Genomic DNA, 14,870 nt, shown 5'->3' on the forward strand with positions numbered 1-14,870 from the left:
TCGTTGACAACGCGAAGCACGGCTTCTTAGCTGCCCGCCGCATGATGAAGCGCACGGCGAAGCAAGGGGAGGCGCAGGGCGTGGACGCGCGACTGGACCGGGTGGCGGATGCCTTCGAGGCCACCGACTTCGAGGCGGCGCTCGCCGGGGCCGAGGCGCTCCTCAAGGACGTTCCGGACTCAGCCGAAGCCCTGCACTACCGGGCCGCGGCGCTGGTGGAGGTGGGTCGGCTGGAGGACGCGGGCCGGGCCTACGGGGCCGCCCTCAAGGTCGCGCCCGAGGACCTGGAGATCCTCTTCGGCGCGTCCGAATTCCTGGTGTGCCGCACCGGCGAGGATCGCGAGGCGGTGGAGGAAGGGCTCGAGTGGTGCGCGCGGGGCCGGAAGCTGGCGCAGAAGGCCGACGACGTGGAGCTCGTCTACGAGTTCCTCCTCCTGGAGGGCCTGGGCCTGAACCAGCTGGGTGAGTGCGAGGACGCGCTCAAGAGCCTGGACGCGGCGCTGGAGCACATGCCGCGCTCGCCGGACGCGCAGCTGGAGCGCGGCATCGCGCTGTTCGAGTTGTGCCGCTTCCCGCTCGCGCAGGAGTCCTTCGAGCGGGTGTTGAAGGACACGCCGGACGAGGCGTGGGCGCACCACTACCTGGGGCTCATCGCGGAGCGGCGGGGCGATGCGCGCGAGGCGAAGAAGCGCTTCGGGCGGGCGCAGGCGATTGCGCCCGAGGAGCTGCCGCCGCCGGTGGCGCTGGAGGAGGAGGCCTTCGACCGCGCGGTGGAGGACGCGATGCGCGCCCTGCCCGCCCAGGTGAAGCAGTACATGGACAACGTCACGCTGGCGGTGGAGGACCTGCCGTCGGACGAGGACCTGCTGGGTCAGCAGCCGCCCCTGTCGCCGTGCATCCTGGGCGTGTTCCGGGGCACGCCGGTGGGCGAGCGCAGCGTGACGGACGCGGCGGATCATTTCCCGGCGTCCATCGTCCTGTACCAGAAGAACCTGGAGCGTTTCGCGCGCACCCGTGAAGAGCTCATCGAACAGATTGGCATCACGGTGATGCACGAGGTCGGGCACCTGATGGGGCTGGATGAAGACGACCTGTGGGAGCGGGGACTGGATTAGCGCCGGGTCAGGACCACCGGGCCGTCGCCGGTGATGGCCACGGAGTGCTCGACGTGCGCGGAGAGCTTGCGGTCCCGCGTGACGGCCGTCCAACCGTCGTCGAGCACCTCGACGTCCTCGGTGCCGGCGTTGACCATGGGTTCGATGGCCAGGACCATGCCGCGCTTGAGCTTCATGCCCTGGCCGGGCGAGCCGTAGTTGGGGACCGACGGCGCCTCGTGCATGGCGTGCCCGATGCCGTGTCCACTGAAGCTGGTCACCACCGAGAAGCCGTGCTTCTCGACGTGGCTCTGGACGGCATGGCCAATGTCCTCCAGGCGGTTGCCGTGCACGCACTGCGCGATGGCGCGATCCAGGGAGGCGCGCGTCACTTCAATCAGCTTGCGCGCTTCGTCGCTGATGGCGCCAATGCCAAGGGTGCGCGCCGAGTCCGCGCAGAAGTTGTCCTTGTAGCAGGCGAAGTCGATCCCGATGATGTCTCCCTCCTTGAGGATGACGTCCTTGCTCGGGATGCCGTGGACCACCACCTCGTTCACGGAGCTGCAGATGACGCCGGGGTACGGCGGTAGGCCGTGCGGCGCATACCCCAGGAAGGCCGACCTGGCCCCGGCCTTCGTCATCACACCGTTGGCGATCTCGTTGAGCTCCCAGGTGGACACGCCAGCGCGGCAGGCCTCTTCGACGGCATCCAGGACGTCAGCCACGATCAAGCCGACGCGCCGCATCTTGGCCACTTCTTCCGCACTCTTCAGGGAGATGGACAGGGTGCTCATGAGGGCCAACCTACTCCACCAGCGTCGTCACGAGGTCGCCCGCGTCCGTCTCCACGACGATGTCCAGGTTCACGTGCGACATCATGTGTCTGTCCCCTTGAGTACCCAACACACCATCCGAGGAAGCAGCAGTCGGCGGATCATGGGCTGGACGGGCACAGCGCTCCCCTGGCCTGATGTCCGCCATGCAAGCATGGATGAAGCTGGGGCTGAGCGTGGTGGCGGTGCTGGGGTTCGGGGCGTGCACGGGGGGCGGCGACGACATCGAGCCCCCGGTGTCGTGTCCGCAGGTGGCGGTGTTCGCGCGCTCGTCGACGGGGACGTGCCAGAGCTACCCGACGGCGTGTGACGTACCAGAGGGGTACATCGCGTGTTGTGGTGGACTCTTCGGGGGCTGCGCGTCGGACGTGTCGGGGACGAAATGCGTGGATGATCCGTCCGACACGTGCAACCCGGGCGCGGGCGCGGACTGCCCGGGCATCTGCCAGTAGGCCCGCGGGACTGAGCGGATCAGGCGGCGCGCGAGCCCGTGTCCTCGAAGTAGGCGCGGCGGGCGCGGGCGCAGGTGGGGCACGGCCACTGGACGAGCGTGAGCTGACGCTCGCCCAGGACGATGGGCTCCTGGCGCAGGGACTCCTGTGGGGCCTCACCGCTGGCACCGCAGGCGCAGCGCAGCCGGCCCAGCGTGGACAGGAGCTCCCGCGGGCCGGTGATGGGGATGGCGGCCGCGGCGCTGTCACCCTGGTGGACGGGTTCGAACTTGCGCGAGAAGGCGCGGCGCCGTGTCCTCGCGCGAGCCTTGCGCCAGAGCTCCACGGGGCCGCCCTGCACGATGACGAACCAGAGGAACCCGCAGAACACCATGAGGGCGAGGAGGAAGAGGACGTTCCTGTTGTAGTTCTTCGGCAGGACGAAGGGACGTTCCTCGCGGCCGCCGAGCTGGACGTAGTAGCCGCGCGCCCCTTCGGACTGGTGCAGGGACTTCACGTGCTCGGAGATGCGCTCCGGGGGCACGGCGTCCGCGACGCTGCGGTAGCGGTAGTCCAGCACGAGCGTCCGGCCGTCGGAGCGGGTGTCGGCCTCCAGCTGGAACGCGGGCCCCTCCACGAGGTCGCGGTGCGAGGTGACATGGAGGGGCGTACCGGACTGGAGCGTGATGCGGTGGCGGACGAAGACGGGATGATCCACCGCCAACGGGAAGGTGCGGTGGGAGATGCCCGGCTCGCTGAGGTATTCGCGGAGCATGTGCGCGTCGAAGTCGCGGCGGCCGTCGTCGGACCAGAACTTCTCGATGCGGTAGTGCTCGCGCACGACGAGCACGTTCTTCGCGGGGTCGTCCTCCACCGTCAGGGGCCGCGCGACGGAGATCTTCGCGTCCACCTTCGCGTAGTAGTTGAGGAAGTAGCGGGACAGCTCCGACAGCGACGTCCGCGCCAGCGTGCGGCGCATCCCGTTCGCGGCAACTCCCGTGCGGGTGGTGACGACGTCGAGCGTCGCCGCCCCATCGCGGTCCGGCGCCACGTAGGTCTCATCCACGAAGGTGGAGGGCCCCTGCAAGGTGGGCGGAGGGATGGTCGCGAGCCCCTGCGTGTCGGGGGACACGATGAGCGCCCGCGCATAGGGAGGGGGCTGGTAGCTGTCGAGCCCGCCGCGCTCCAGGGTCAAGGTGGGATCGACCCACAGCTCCCTGCCCGCCACGGTGGCGTGCACGATGGCGTGATCGAAGGCCGTGGCGCTGGGCCGCCACCCATCCAGGAGTCGGGCGTGCTGCGTATTCACGAGCGCCGGCTGCGCGTCGATGCCCAGGCCGCGCAGCAGGGCCACCAGCAGCAGGGACTTGTCCTTGCAGTCACCGAAGCGGCGCTGGAGCACCTCGTCGGGAGGATGGGGCTGGTGGGAGTTGGGGCCCAGCTCGATGCCCAGGTAGCGCACCTCGTCCTGGACGAAGCGCAGCGCGGAGAGGAAGCGCGCCTCCTGCGTGGGCTCCTGGGACAGCCGGCGGAGCTCCTGCTCCAGCGCCTTCGAGCGCGGGGGGACCTGGAAGAGCGCGGAGGCCCAGCGCGCGACGTCATTCCAGTCCTTGTATTCGGTGAGCTGGAGCCAGGAGAAGACAGGCTCCCAGCCCGGCACGTTGTCCTCGGCGTGGGTGGCGGGCACGTGCCGCTTCTCCCAGCGGAGCTCGTGCACGCCGTCATGCCTCCGCTCCGAGTGCGTCAGGCCCGGCCTGCCGAAGTCCCGGGCGAAGAGCGGGCGGCCGTCCGGCCACAGCAGGCGGTAGGCCCAGTGGGCCACGGGCACGGAATAGCCGATGGAGGCGACATCCGAGAAGCGGCCACCGAAGACGGGGTTGGCGCCTTCGACGGTGTAGGCGATCTCCAGCGTGTCGCCGACGCGCACGTCGTGGAGGAAGGGCACCACGGAGAGCGTGCCGTTGTAGAGCCGTTGCTGGAGCTCGCGCTCCTGCTGGATGACGCGGGCTTCGGCGGGCTTGAAGAGGTCTTCGCGGCGGCCCTCGCGCAGGCGCCAGATGCCGTGGACGGTGAGCTGCTCATGGGTCGGGTCGAAGTGGAACGTGATGTCGGAGGCCCGCTCGACGCCTTCTGGAGAGAGGACCTTCCGGGCCGAGTGCCGGTAGTGCACACGGGAATTCCCAGACACGCGCACCTGCTCCTCCAGCAGGAGCACGGAGAGGCTGGTCTCCTCATCCCCCGTCGGGGAGGGCCCGGAATCCGTGGGAACCGGAAGCGGTTCCACCCAGGCAGCCGGAGGGCCGACACGGAAGGGCTGGGTGGGAGTCGCCGCCCGCGCGGGCAGCGCGCCCAGGCACAGACACAGCAGGAGGAGCACGGGCGCCGGGAGTTGGTCCGGGGCGTGGTGAGCGGGACGGAAGATTCGGCGCATGGCGGAAGGCGCGCATCATGGAGCCCGAGCGACGGGCCGGGCAAGGCACCCTCGGGCCCGGGGGCGTGGTGTCTGTCCTTCGATGCCGTCGGATGATGGGGGCCGGCGGTGGGTCCTGAGGGAACCGAGGAGGCCCGTGATGTTGAACGTGAGGAAGGTCGCCACGCGGCTGAAGAGCGCGCTGCTGGCGGATCCGGAGCGCTTCTACACGAACGAGACGGGGGCCTGGGTGGCCGGGATGCCGGCGCCCCAGGACATCCGCGTCACCACGGGCCGGGAGCCGTACTGGATCAACCTGGGCTACTGGCGCGACGTGGAGCGGGTGGACGACACCAACGTCGAGCGGGTCGGTGAGCTTTTCCGGGAGGCCCAGGCGCAGATGGCGCACCTGCTGGCGAGGACGGCGCGCCTGGGGCCGGGGGACTCGGTGTTGGACTGCGGCTTCGGGTACGCGGACCAGGACCTGCTGTGGGCGGAGACGTACAAGCCCGCGCGCATCGTCGGGGTGAACATCACGCCGAACCAGGTGCGGGTGGGCCGGGAGCGGGTGCGGCTGACGGGACTGGAAGGGGTGGTCCGGTTGGAGCAGGGCTCCGCGACGGCGCTGCCGAGTGAAGCAGGAGCGTTCGACATCGTGTTCGCGCTGGAGTCCGCGATGCACTTCCGGACGCGGCGGGACTTCCTGCGCGAGGCGTTCCGGGTGCTGAAACCAGGGGGGCGCCTGGTAATGGCGGACATGTGCCAGAAGACGGACCGCGAGACGGGCGCGGGGCTGAGGGACCGGCTGCGGTACCGGTACTGGCGGGGGCTGATTGCCTTTCCGGAGGCGAATGTCTGGACGGCGGAGCGCTACCTGTCGGAGCTGCGGGAGGCGGGGTTCCAGAACGCACGGCTGGAGTCCATCGCGGAGGATGTGTACCCGGCGGTGAACACGGCGCTGGTCGCGCTGCGGGGGATGACGGCGCTGGAGCGGCAGCCGGGGTCCACGTCCGTGCACCAGGTGCGCGCGGACGTGCACCGGGCGATGCGGATGCGCGCGGACCAGACCCAATGGAGCACGCTGTTCAACTGCGACGAGTACGCCGTGGTGTCCGCGGAGAGGCCGTGACCGTGGACCGCGGACTGTAGGCCCTGGTTGACGGGGCCCGGGTTGGGCGGCAGTAATCGACTGCGGTAGGGCCTCCGGACCTGGTGGCCGGCCCGGTCTTCAAAACCGGTGAGGGGCGCTGAGAGGCGTCCCTGGCGAGTTCGATTCCCGTGCCCTACCGCCATGTTTTCCTTGGGGTTTTCTGACGCGGCCCTGATCGGGTTGCGGGACGCCCCACCCTCCTGTACCTCTCGTACCCAAGTTTTACCCAAGTGAGGGGGTACGGGAGCTGCGCATGCCGAAGTGGAGCGGGAAGTGGATCGGGGGCCGCACGTACACGGCCACCGACGGAAGCACGCGCTGGATCATCCGCAAGACCGTCGCCGGGGTCGCGTACAACGTCACGCTGGACGTACGGAGCGAGGTCGAGGCCCTGGCCGAGCTGGCGGCCTTCCGCCGCAACCCGGCCGCGTACCGGACCGCGAGCCAGGAACGCCAGGACGAGGCCCAGCAGGCCCAGGAGGACGCCGCGCAGGCGGTGTTCCTGGACGAGGATCGCGCCCGGCGGTTCCTCCAGCACCTGAAGGCCAGCGGCAGGTCTGACGAGTACCTGAAGAGCACGCGCAGCTACCTGGCCTCGTGGGCAACGGCGCTCGCAGACAAGGACCTGCGCGCGGTGACCGGACCGGCGTTGAAGAAGATCCTGGCCACCTGGGACACCGGCAAGAAGTGGCGCATCATCGTCTTCAAGTCCTTCACCTCGTTCCTTCAGGACGCGGGCGAGCTGGACCCGATGGTGAACCCCGGGCGCTTCCTGAAGGTCCCCCCTGCCCGCCGGAACCACGAACTCAAGGGCTACAGCATCGAGCACGTCCAGAAGCTCTACGCGGCCCTCGGCTCGCAGGCGATCCGCGACGTGCTGTGCCTCCAGGCCAAGACCGGGATGCACGGCACCGAGGTGGACCGGCTCGCGCGCGGTGACGGCAAGATCGCGGTTCTGAAGGACCAGGGCGAGATCGCCGCCACCGTCACGTTCAAGCACAAGACCGGGAAGCGGTTCACCGTGTCGCTCGATGCGCAGGGGCTCGCCGCCGCCCAGCGTCTCCAGACCCGGGGTTCAGCTCCAGATCGGCAGACCATCCGTGAGGCCGTGGAGCGCGTGTGCACACGCACGGGCTTGGAGTTCATCCACTTCGGCGCGATCCGGCACAGCTTCGCAACGTGGCTGGTCGAGCGAGGCAGCATCTACAATCCGCAGGGCGGCGGCCTCTCCCTGGAGGCCGTCGCCCAGGCGCTCAACCACAGCAGCACGCGGACCACGGCCCTCCACTACGTCAGCGCCACCGTACCGCCGATGTACGTCATCCCCATCCGCTTGGTGCACTCTGAGGACCCAGTACTGTTACGTACGACCCAAATCCAAGCGGGCCAGCCAAATTGAGAAATACTTACGTCCAATTTCGCCACTTCGCGCTGCACCCACTCTCATGAACTTTCTATCGCTCATTGTCGCCATCTGGCTGATATACGTATGGTGGGAAGGGAATGCCAACTGGCATAAGTCGCATGGTTGGCCCGCCCTTATCCCGCTGAACCTAGGAATTGCTTGGTTCTTTGGCTTCCCAATCTACGTCGTCAGGAAATACAACATCCGCCCAGAATGGGTTGGAGGCGGCAACCATCTTTCGCTAGGACAGTCCGCCCTCTTTGCGCTGGCCTGGATCGCAGGGATGATGATGCTGCATTACTGGCTTGACCAAGCAACGAGTCGGAGGAGCAATAGAACAGAAAAGAAACAAGCTCCCTGATCTCCGCCACGTCCCAAACATCATCAAGACCCTTCCATCCGCTTCAAATATCATCATGTCCGCAGGATACGTCTACATACTAATCAATTCATCAATGAATGGCCTGATCAAGATCGGGCGCACACTCCGCGACAGCCGGTCACGCGCCAGAGAGCTATACACGACGGGCGTTCCCACTTCGTTCGAGGTTGCATTTGAGGTGTTTTCGGAGCGGCATGAAGAACTTGAGCTAGCCATTCACGCGCGGCTGGCTGATTTTCGTATCAACAGCAGTCGCGAGTTTTTCCGCTACCCATTAAATGACGCGATCAAAATCCTCCAGCAACTTCACTCACCAGGCTCACAGCCGGATTTGACCTATTCCGCCGAGAGCATTTTTCACAGACTCAAGGAGAAGTACCCGGGGTGTCTGAGGTCCGAGATATCGGACGTCAGAATTGTTCAAACAAACGAGCGCGTATGGCTGGAGATCACCGAGGAAGAGGAGCGTGCCGGATACCTGAAGGACCAAACCATCAAACGCGCCGACCTTGCCTTCATTTCAGACGACATTTACGACAAGCCCATGTTTAAAAAGGATGACAATGTGTCGGAGAATGCCCGCAAGTTCGTGGAGGAGTTTGATTCCTACTCAATTGCCTGCACGACAAGCCTATTTAATGACGAGACATTCTATCGCGTGCGCGAAGAGCATCATTCCAAGCAAGGCGATAAGAGTCGTGAAAATTAGAGGCTCCAACTCAGAATTAACAATGCCCCAAAGACGGGCAAAGAACTTCAGTTGCCACTGCATGCATGACCAACTGTTGAACACGGCCACTTCCTTCTGCAACCATCTGTTGCGAAATGGAATTGCCTGACTAGATGTCAATCCTGCGAATTTGCGTGCCGGGATCTGGCGGTGGCTCATTCGCACTTATGCTTGCCTTCGCAGACTCGGCTTTTCGCTGAAAATGTGCATGCTGTCGTACTGAACGACTCCGCCGTGCGCTGCCATGTCGCGACAAATCGCATGCTAGCAGCGCCTTGATGCTTGCCACCGTGATCATCACGGTCCTCCCGACCTTGGGAGCCCGCTCCAACCGGCTCTGCCTCAGGAGGTTGAAGACCTGTGCCCGCTTGCAGCCGAGCATCGCCGCTGCTTGCTCCAGCGGCACGGCCGTGGCGTTCTGTGTGGCCGATTGAGCGCGAAGCGCTCGAACCTCGCGCTTGATCTCGGCCAGTTCCTGGAGGATGGCGCATTCCAAGGGCGCGGGCTCATGGTCTTCAACGGGCACGGCAGGTCGAAAGACTGGAATGGGAATCGGAATGAAGTCCGACGGTGGTTCCGGCCGAGCAAGCAAGGAACCTGTACGGATGTAGCTGAAGTTCTCGATCATAGACTTGTGCTCAACCGGTCTCCATCAGAGGCCGTGGATGGTGTCGAAGGTGTGGATCGGGCCGAGGGTCCCAACAACAACGGCTGCGGAGCACGGCGTACGTGACGGCCGGTGACGACCCGGTTCGGTCGGGCCAGAAGAAGGCGACAGATCCTTTCCTCTTCTGCTTCTTCTGCCTCCACCAAAAAGGGCGTCACGGTTGTCACCCGCGTGCTACCCGAGCGAGATCGGAGTGACAGCCTGAACGACTCCGGGTGTCACTCCCGTTGTCACGGTCGTCATCAGCGGACTGGTACCGGCAGCACCTGTGGAAGTGCCTCCAGAGGAAGTCGTAGCTCCTTCGGCGCCTCGGCCAGGTTTTCGTAATACCGCTCGGAGTTGGAGCGCCGGTAATTGATGCCATGGGTGCGCTCCATCCATTGCTTGAAGTCGCTGATTTCGTTGTCGCTCAGGTGCTCGGCGCGCGCTCGCTTCGAGACGATGCTGGCCGTGAGCTTCGCGCCCTGGGCGAAGACGAAGTTCTCGTCGAAGAAGTCCTGGAACTTCTGCTCGAATGAGGCAGCGCGCTCATCCTGGAGCGCGCGCGTGGTGTCCGTCAGTGGCAGGTCACCATGATGCGGACACAGGCGCTGGTAGATGAGCCTGCACATCCACAGGAAGCCCGGCAGTTCGACCATGAGCCGGGACCGCCACGTCGGGTCGTCCTTGCGCTTGCTCTCGGCGATCTCGATGTAGAGCATCCTGGAGCGGTCCGAGTTCTGGCTGCTGATCTCCGGCTTCGGGTTGCTGGCCACGAACAGCTTGGTCTTGAGCGGGTACGAGAACGGCGTCTGGCCCTTGTACTCGACCAGGACGTGATCGCCGCTCGTGAGGTTCCGGACGATCTCCATCATGCCGAATCGGGGGTTCTTGCAGTCGGCGTAGACCGCGAGGCGCTTGCCGTAGAAGGCGCTGTAGACGAACTGGTTGCCCTTCAAGTGGCTGTTCGTGATGCCCGTGGCGGCCGGGCCGAACACCTCCATCAACACACCGAGCACCACGGACTTCCCATCCTGCCCCTCGCCCCGGAGCCACAGATACTGGCGTCCCATGTTCTTCGGCTCGAAGCAGGACCAGACGTAGGCCATGAACGTCTCGCGGTCACTCAGCCGCTCCAGGAACTCACTCCATGCCGGGCAAGGGGCCTGGGTGGGCTGCCAGTCGAAGCGTTTGAAGCAGAGCCGCTGGTCCCCCTCGAAGCAGAATGGCTCCGGCTCAGCCACGAGGCGCGGGCATTCCTTCTTCCAGAGCAGGATCGCATCGCCGAGGAGTTTGTCCGGCGGGATCTGACCGAAGCGCGCCTTCAGGTGGTCATGAAGAACCTGTCGCAGGTGTGCGTCACCGTGGAGCAGGTTCACCTCCCGGCGGGCGTTCATCGAAAAGATGCGCTCGATGCCATCCTCGGCCCGCAGGAGCGCGAACCGCTTGTTCAGCACCGGGACGCAGTGCTCCACGAGCTTCGCGGTCCCGAAGTTCGTGTACGCGGCCTCGGCGGTGAGCACTTCGGCAGGAGATGCGTGGTTCGCGATCCCGTCCTCGTCGATACCGCTGAGCCTCTTCTTTGCCTCCCTCTGCCACCGGTTGAAGTCGTGCCTCTTGAGCAAGAGCCGCGCGAGCTTCGCAACCCGATCGAAGTCGAGCATCTGCTGCTTCCGGTTCATGTCGTCCCAATGCTGCTCCAGCCAGTCCAGGGCCTCGGCCACGTTGAATGGTCGAACCGAGTCCTGAAGAAGCTCCAGACGGCACTCCAGCTCCGGAGAGGACACGGCGAGGTAATCGTCGATCCCCAGCTTCTCCTCCCCCTTCTGGTGCGGCAGGTACGCGACTTCGACGGTGGCACTCTCTCCGGCAAGGAGCACACCGAGTTGGTGGAGGCCCGAGAGGACGTTCCCGTTGGTGTCCACGTCGGAGTCGAAGCAGATGATGAAGGTCTTGTCCGCGACGGCGAGCCGCTTCAGCCCCTCGGCGAGCACGCGCTCGTCCCTGCCCTCACACTTCGCGATCCAGCGCGCATTGCCATCGCCGCCGTTCTGCGCCCCTTGGATGGCAACGGCCGCGAGCCCTGCCTGACGCAGCGCCAGTGCCTTGAACTCGCCCTCGCAGATCCAGATGCGCGTGGCCGAGCGCAGGAGAGGGTCATCCAGTCCGAGCGGGTAGTACACGAGCGCGCCCTTGCCGCACGGGCAAAGATACTTCGGGCCTTCGATGAACTGCGGCGGCGGGTCGCGCATGTACTCGACCGCGATGCTGTGCGGCACCTGGTCCTCGGGGACCGGTACCCGAGGATCATCAGGCCGCAGTTTCACGTACCCATCGCAGCCCGAGTACGGAATCACGAGGCCGGGGGCTGGGATGTACCGGTGGCCATCACGTCGGGCGAGAAGTTTAGCTCCCTCTTCCTGTGTCCAGTACGCGCGAATCCCGGCCTTGATCGCGGTTTCGACGGTGATGCCACGCTCAGTCAGAGCCGCCTGCGATGCGGCAGAGAACTTCGACGTGTTCGTGTTGCTCCCCGTGTCGGTGTTGGTGTCACTGCTGCTGCATCCATTGAGGTTCGCCGAGTTGTCCATACCGAAGAGATATCGAATTGAGTTGCTGGCCTTCTGCGCCCCGAGGGGCGGCACCGAGCACCACGCGCGGGAAGGTGTTGATATGGATGTATCGAATTCAGGCTTCAGACCTCCCCCGTGGTGGGCAAGGGCGCATGTAGGCCCCTGAGCGCATCCACGCGGTGAGTGCGCATGAGGTACACGGCTCAGTTGTCCAACCGCGCGTTCCTGAACCGTGGACGGCCATGGGATTCGCGGCGTACACCGGACGGCAACCTTCCGTGTATGAGCCGAGGCACCCGCTGGAGCACGGAGTACCTGGACGCGATGATCGCGGCCTGGGAGAAGTCCGGGCTGACCTCGGAGCAGTTCACGGCCACGGCCGCGCCAGGGCTGCCTGCGCGTACCCTACGGCTGCACCGCCAGCGAAAAGAGAAGGAGATCCACGCAGAGCTTCAGCGGCTTCGGGATGAAAACGCGACGCTCCGGTCGATGCTCGAAAGGAGCGCGTTGGTCCCTGGTGGTTGCCGGGCGGCAACCTTCAGCGACCCCAACGGCCACGGCATTGGAGATCGCCATGTGGCAAACGGAACCGAAGCCCCTTCGCCGACCGCGACCGGGCCGCCAGCATTGGAGCCGGTACAGCCGCGCGTGGTGCCGCAGGACCAGGTTGCCGGACCCTCCCCCGGTGATCACGATGGTCGTGTGCTCGTAGGGGAAAACACCGAGCCGGTGCCCCCGAAGCGACCGACGTTCTCCTGGGATTGATGGCCCCGCGCCTGCTGGCCAATGTCGGGCGCCATCTACCGCTGGTCTTGGTCCGCGAGCGCTTTCAAGAGCTTCTTGATCTCGGCCGAGGACATCGTGCGGATGCGGTCCACGAGGCGTTGCCGCTCGTCATCCTCGGGGAACGTCAGGAGGTCCAGCGGCAACACTCCCAGGTGGTCCGCCAGCACCTTCAACGTGCGCAGGGTCGGACGGGCCAGCCCCTTCTCGATGTCAGAGAGGTACCCCTTCGAGCCGAGATCGCTCTCGTAGGCGAGCTTTCCATCGTGAGCCGGGACTCCTTACGGAGCTGGCGGATGCGCGCGCCCACGGTCTTCGCGAGCGGCTCCGGGGTGCGGCGGGGTATCCGGCTCGACTACGACCTAGGCTCCGTTACAGGGGACGACGCTGGTAGACGCGGGCGTGGAACTTCATGTGGTGGTATCCGAGACTGCTGCTTAAATTTTGACTCGAAAGTGAGGAACTTGATGCGGAAACTCTACCCCACAGTGCACAACAGCCATGAAACCTACGGACTGCCCGCCTACGAGATGCAGGGCAGTAGCTTGTACCCCACGGTGCACAACACCCGGGACTCCTATGGGCTCCCCGTCTACGAGATCCAGGGCGATAACATCTACCCCACGGTGCACAACACCCGGGACTCCTATGGGCTCCCCGTCTACGAGATCCAGGGCGATAACATCTACCCCACGGTGCACAATCGCCGGAACTCCTATGGGCTCCCCGTCTACGAGATTCGCTAGGAGCTAGATCTTCAATCTCCTTCAGGATTGTTGCCGAAGGTCACCAAGGTTGGCGTCCTGGGAGGCATCTCGGCGATGCAGGGCAATTCCTTCGAGGACTTACCTGAAGGCGATTGGGGGTAGGACTCCAGGCAAAGGGCAAAGGCAGAACGCGAGCGCCGAGCGGGCGAGCCACCATACCCACTCGGCCGAGTCCTGTGGTCTCTTGTAATACTCCATAGGTTTATGAATAGTAGACCTTGGACCGCGAGAGCCACCGGCTCCCACAGCCGAAGCCCCACCAGGGAGCCGGAAGGCCCGAGCCAGCGCCCGCCGCGCGTCCCTTCCCACCTGGAGGCCGCACATGACCGATGACAGCACGCCGACCGACGAAACGCGGATCGAGGACGCGACGCCGGAGAACAGTTCCGACCTGGAGAGCGCCCGCCCCCGGCTCCGGTTCACCATCGAAACCACCACGTACGAGGCCATCCGCACGCTAGAGCGGCGGGGTAACGGCGAGGTGGTGCTCTTGGCCGAGCGTCACCTTCCCCATGGACTCGCCGGGCACGTCACCATCAAGCGCCTGCGCAATCCCGTCACTTTCGAGCGCTGCCAGCGGCTGATCGAGGAGGTCCAGCTCGCCTTCCGCCTCCACCACCCGGCCATCGCCCAGGTTCATCACCTGAAAATCTACGCCGACCGGCCGCACGTCATCGCGGAGTACGTGGACGGCCCCACGCTGGACACCATCATCAGCCTCGCCACCATGCGCGAGAAGCCGCTCTCCGCGCCTTTCGCCCTCTACATCGCCGCCGAGGTGGCCGACGCCCTCCACCACGCGCACACGCTAAGAGATTCGGAGAACCGGCCGCTGGGCATCATCCACCGCGACGTGGCGCCCCGGAACATCCGCGTGGCCCGGAGCGGCGAGGTGAAGGTGACAGACTTCGGCGCCACCTACTCGCTCATGGTGGGCCGGGAGGAGACGCCGGGCCTGCTGCTCAAAGGCGACGTGGCGTACGCCTCGCCCGAGTACCTGCACCGCAAGCCCATGGATGGCCGATCCGATATCTTCTCGCTGGGCCTCGTCCTCATGGAGATGCTGACGTGCAAGCACCTCTTCGACGTGGAGGACGAAAAGGCCCCTAACGCCACCATGGACGTGAAGACGGAGGAGACGCCCTCGGTGCCCCTCACGCAGATGATCGCGCTCGTCAACCGCTACCGCCCCGAAGACGTGGAGAACGCGATGGCGGGCCTGCCGGACATGCTCAAGGCCATCGTCCACAATGCCCTCCAGCGCAAGCTCTCCGAGCGCTACGCCACTGCCGCCGAGATGCGCGATGCGCTGCGGGCGGCGCTCGCGGCGGAGTCACAGCCCTTCGGCCGGAAGGAGGCGAGCGAGGAGCTGGCGCGGCTGCTGTCGGAGGCGTCCGTCCTGCGCGACCGGGTGGAGCTGGACGAAGAAGGCATCTTCCCCGAGGGCCTGGACGCCGACGAGGCGACGCCCGCACCGAACGAAGAGTGAGAACGGGCGGCCGAGCACTCCTGGAAGCAAGCGGGCCCCAGGTGTGGGCCCGCGTCGTTTCAGCGCAACAACACCTGGGCCACCTTCACGAGGGCATCGAGTTGGTCCTCGTCCATCTTGCGCGCGAGGCCGGTGAGCTGGCGCAGCTTGGGCGCCCCGCCCTGCCCTCGCTCCCCC

Annotated in this window: 12 protein-coding genes, 1 tRNA gene and 1 pseudogene; 9 read left to right on the forward strand and 5 right to left on the reverse strand. The window is 65.6% G+C overall.

The annotated features are described in order from the left end of the window. Positions 1-41: 41 nt before the first annotated feature. The gene (locus D7V93_RS03080; RefSeq protein WP_120641923.1) at positions 42-1,115 is read left to right on the forward strand and encodes a metallopeptidase family protein; all 1,074 of its coding nucleotides are present in this window, start codon (positions 42-44) and stop codon (positions 1,113-1,115) included. Here the strand turns inward: D7V93_RS03080 and map are convergent. Then, positions 1,112-1,888, reverse strand: a complete 777-nt coding sequence (gene map, locus D7V93_RS03085; protein WP_208722900.1) for a type I methionyl aminopeptidase — start codon at positions 1,886-1,888, stop codon at positions 1,112-1,114. The two genes, D7V93_RS03080 and map, sit on opposite strands and share 4 nt — an antisense overlap. 185 nt (positions 1,889-2,073) lie before the next feature. On the opposite strand from map, the gene D7V93_RS03090 reads away from it, so the two are divergent. Next, positions 2,074-2,379: a hypothetical protein gene (locus D7V93_RS03090; RefSeq protein ID WP_120641936.1), complete on the forward strand. Its 306-nt coding sequence runs from the start codon at positions 2,074-2,076 to the stop codon at positions 2,377-2,379. Between the two features lie 19 nt (positions 2,380-2,398). Here the strand turns inward: D7V93_RS03090 and D7V93_RS03095 are convergent, their stop codons facing one another. After that, the gene (locus tag D7V93_RS03095) at positions 2,399-4,573 is read right to left on the reverse strand and encodes a DUF3857 domain-containing protein (RefSeq protein ID WP_158623637.1); all 2,175 of its coding nucleotides are present in this window, start codon (positions 4,571-4,573) and stop codon (positions 2,399-2,401) included. A gap of 355 nt (positions 4,574-4,928) precedes the next feature. On the opposite strand from D7V93_RS03095, the gene D7V93_RS03100 reads away from it, so the two are divergent. The 4 genes from D7V93_RS03100 (at position 4,929) to D7V93_RS03115 (ending at position 8,414) form a co-directional block, all read left to right on the forward strand. Further along, the gene (locus D7V93_RS03100) at positions 4,929-5,897 is read left to right on the forward strand and encodes an SAM-dependent methyltransferase (RefSeq protein WP_120641925.1); all 969 of its coding nucleotides are present in this window, start codon (positions 4,929-4,931) and stop codon (positions 5,895-5,897) included. A gap of 64 nt (positions 5,898-5,961) precedes the next feature. Then, positions 5,962-6,060 (forward strand) — tRNA-Sec (locus tag D7V93_RS03105). 111 nt (positions 6,061-6,171) lie between these two features. Next, positions 6,172-7,317, forward strand: a complete 1,146-nt coding sequence (locus D7V93_RS03110; RefSeq protein ID WP_120641926.1) for a tyrosine-type recombinase/integrase — start codon at positions 6,172-6,174, stop codon at positions 7,315-7,317. 311 nt (positions 7,318-7,628) lie between these two features. Continuing rightward, positions 7,629-8,414 (forward strand): GIY-YIG nuclease family protein, encoded by a 786-nt coding sequence (locus D7V93_RS03115; protein WP_208722901.1) that lies wholly within the window; start codon positions 7,629-7,631, stop codon positions 8,412-8,414. 130 nt (positions 8,415-8,544) lie between these two features. Here D7V93_RS03115 and D7V93_RS44370 read toward each other — a convergent pair whose 3' ends face one another. Next, entirely contained in the window at positions 8,545-9,063 is a 519-nt protein-coding gene (locus tag D7V93_RS44370; RefSeq protein ID WP_147451021.1) for a helix-turn-helix domain-containing protein, read from the reverse strand. A gap of 281 nt (positions 9,064-9,344) precedes the next feature. Beyond that, positions 9,345-11,672, reverse strand: coding sequence for a DUF3854 domain-containing protein (locus D7V93_RS03120; protein WP_120641928.1), 2,328 nt, complete (start codon positions 11,670-11,672; stop codon positions 9,345-9,347). A 264-nt stretch (positions 11,673-11,936) separates the two neighbouring features. On the opposite strand from D7V93_RS03120, the gene D7V93_RS44375 reads away from it, so the two are divergent. After that, on the forward strand, positions 11,937-12,419 hold the full coding sequence (locus tag D7V93_RS44375) for a hypothetical protein (protein WP_147451022.1): 483 nt from the start codon (positions 11,937-11,939) through the stop codon (positions 12,417-12,419). Positions 12,420-12,454: 35 nt separating this feature from the next. Here the strand turns inward: D7V93_RS44375 and D7V93_RS03125 are convergent. After that, positions 12,455-12,658 (reverse strand): annotated as a pseudogene (locus tag D7V93_RS03125) (hypothetical protein); the annotation flags it as partial. Positions 12,659-12,904: 246 nt separating this feature from the next. Between D7V93_RS03125 and D7V93_RS03130 the strand changes: the two are divergent. Further along, a complete protein-coding gene (locus D7V93_RS03130; RefSeq protein ID WP_147451023.1) occupies positions 12,905-13,183 on the forward strand; it encodes a hypothetical protein in 279 nt (92 codons plus the stop codon). Between the two features lie 343 nt (positions 13,184-13,526). After that, complete coding sequence (locus D7V93_RS03135; protein WP_120641931.1) at positions 13,527-14,693, forward strand: serine/threonine protein kinase; 1,167 nt, start codon at positions 13,527-13,529, stop codon at positions 14,691-14,693. The last annotated feature ends 177 nt before the right edge of the window (positions 14,694-14,870 follow it).

Origin of the sequence: Corallococcus llansteffanensis (genome assembly GCF_003612055.1) — a bacterium.
Classification (GTDB): Bacteria; Myxococcota; Myxococcia; order Myxococcales; family Myxococcaceae; genus Corallococcus; species Corallococcus llansteffanensis.

Bases quoted from the DNA above. Each gene is read 5' to 3' on its own strand.
- D7V93_RS03080 (WP_120641923.1), top strand. From the start codon at position 42: ATGATGAAGCGCACGGCGAAGCAAGGGGAGGCGCAGGGCGTGGACGCG.
- D7V93_RS03100 (WP_120641925.1), top strand. From the start codon at position 4,929: ATGTTGAACGTGAGGAAGGTCGCCACGCGGCTGAAGAGCGCGCTGCTG.
- D7V93_RS44370 (WP_147451021.1), bottom strand. From the start codon at position 9,063: ATGATCGAGAACTTCAGCTACATCCGTACAGGTTCCTTGCTTGCTCGG.
- map (WP_208722900.1), bottom strand. From the start codon at position 1,888: ATGAGCACCCTGTCCATCTCCCTGAAGAGTGCGGAAGAAGTGGCCAAG.
- D7V93_RS03130 (WP_147451023.1), top strand. From the start codon at position 12,905: ATGCGGAAACTCTACCCCACAGTGCACAACAGCCATGAAACCTACGGA.
- D7V93_RS03135 (WP_120641931.1), top strand. From the start codon at position 13,527: ATGACCGATGACAGCACGCCGACCGACGAAACGCGGATCGAGGACGCG.
- D7V93_RS03110 (WP_120641926.1), top strand. From the start codon at position 6,172: ATGCCGAAGTGGAGCGGGAAGTGGATCGGGGGCCGCACGTACACGGCC.
- D7V93_RS03120 (WP_120641928.1), bottom strand. From the start codon at position 11,672: ATGGACAACTCGGCGAACCTCAATGGATGCAGCAGCAGTGACACCAAC.
- D7V93_RS03090 (WP_120641936.1), top strand. From the start codon at position 2,074: ATGCAAGCATGGATGAAGCTGGGGCTGAGCGTGGTGGCGGTGCTGGGG.
- D7V93_RS44375 (WP_147451022.1), top strand. From the start codon at position 11,937: ATGAGCCGAGGCACCCGCTGGAGCACGGAGTACCTGGACGCGATGATC.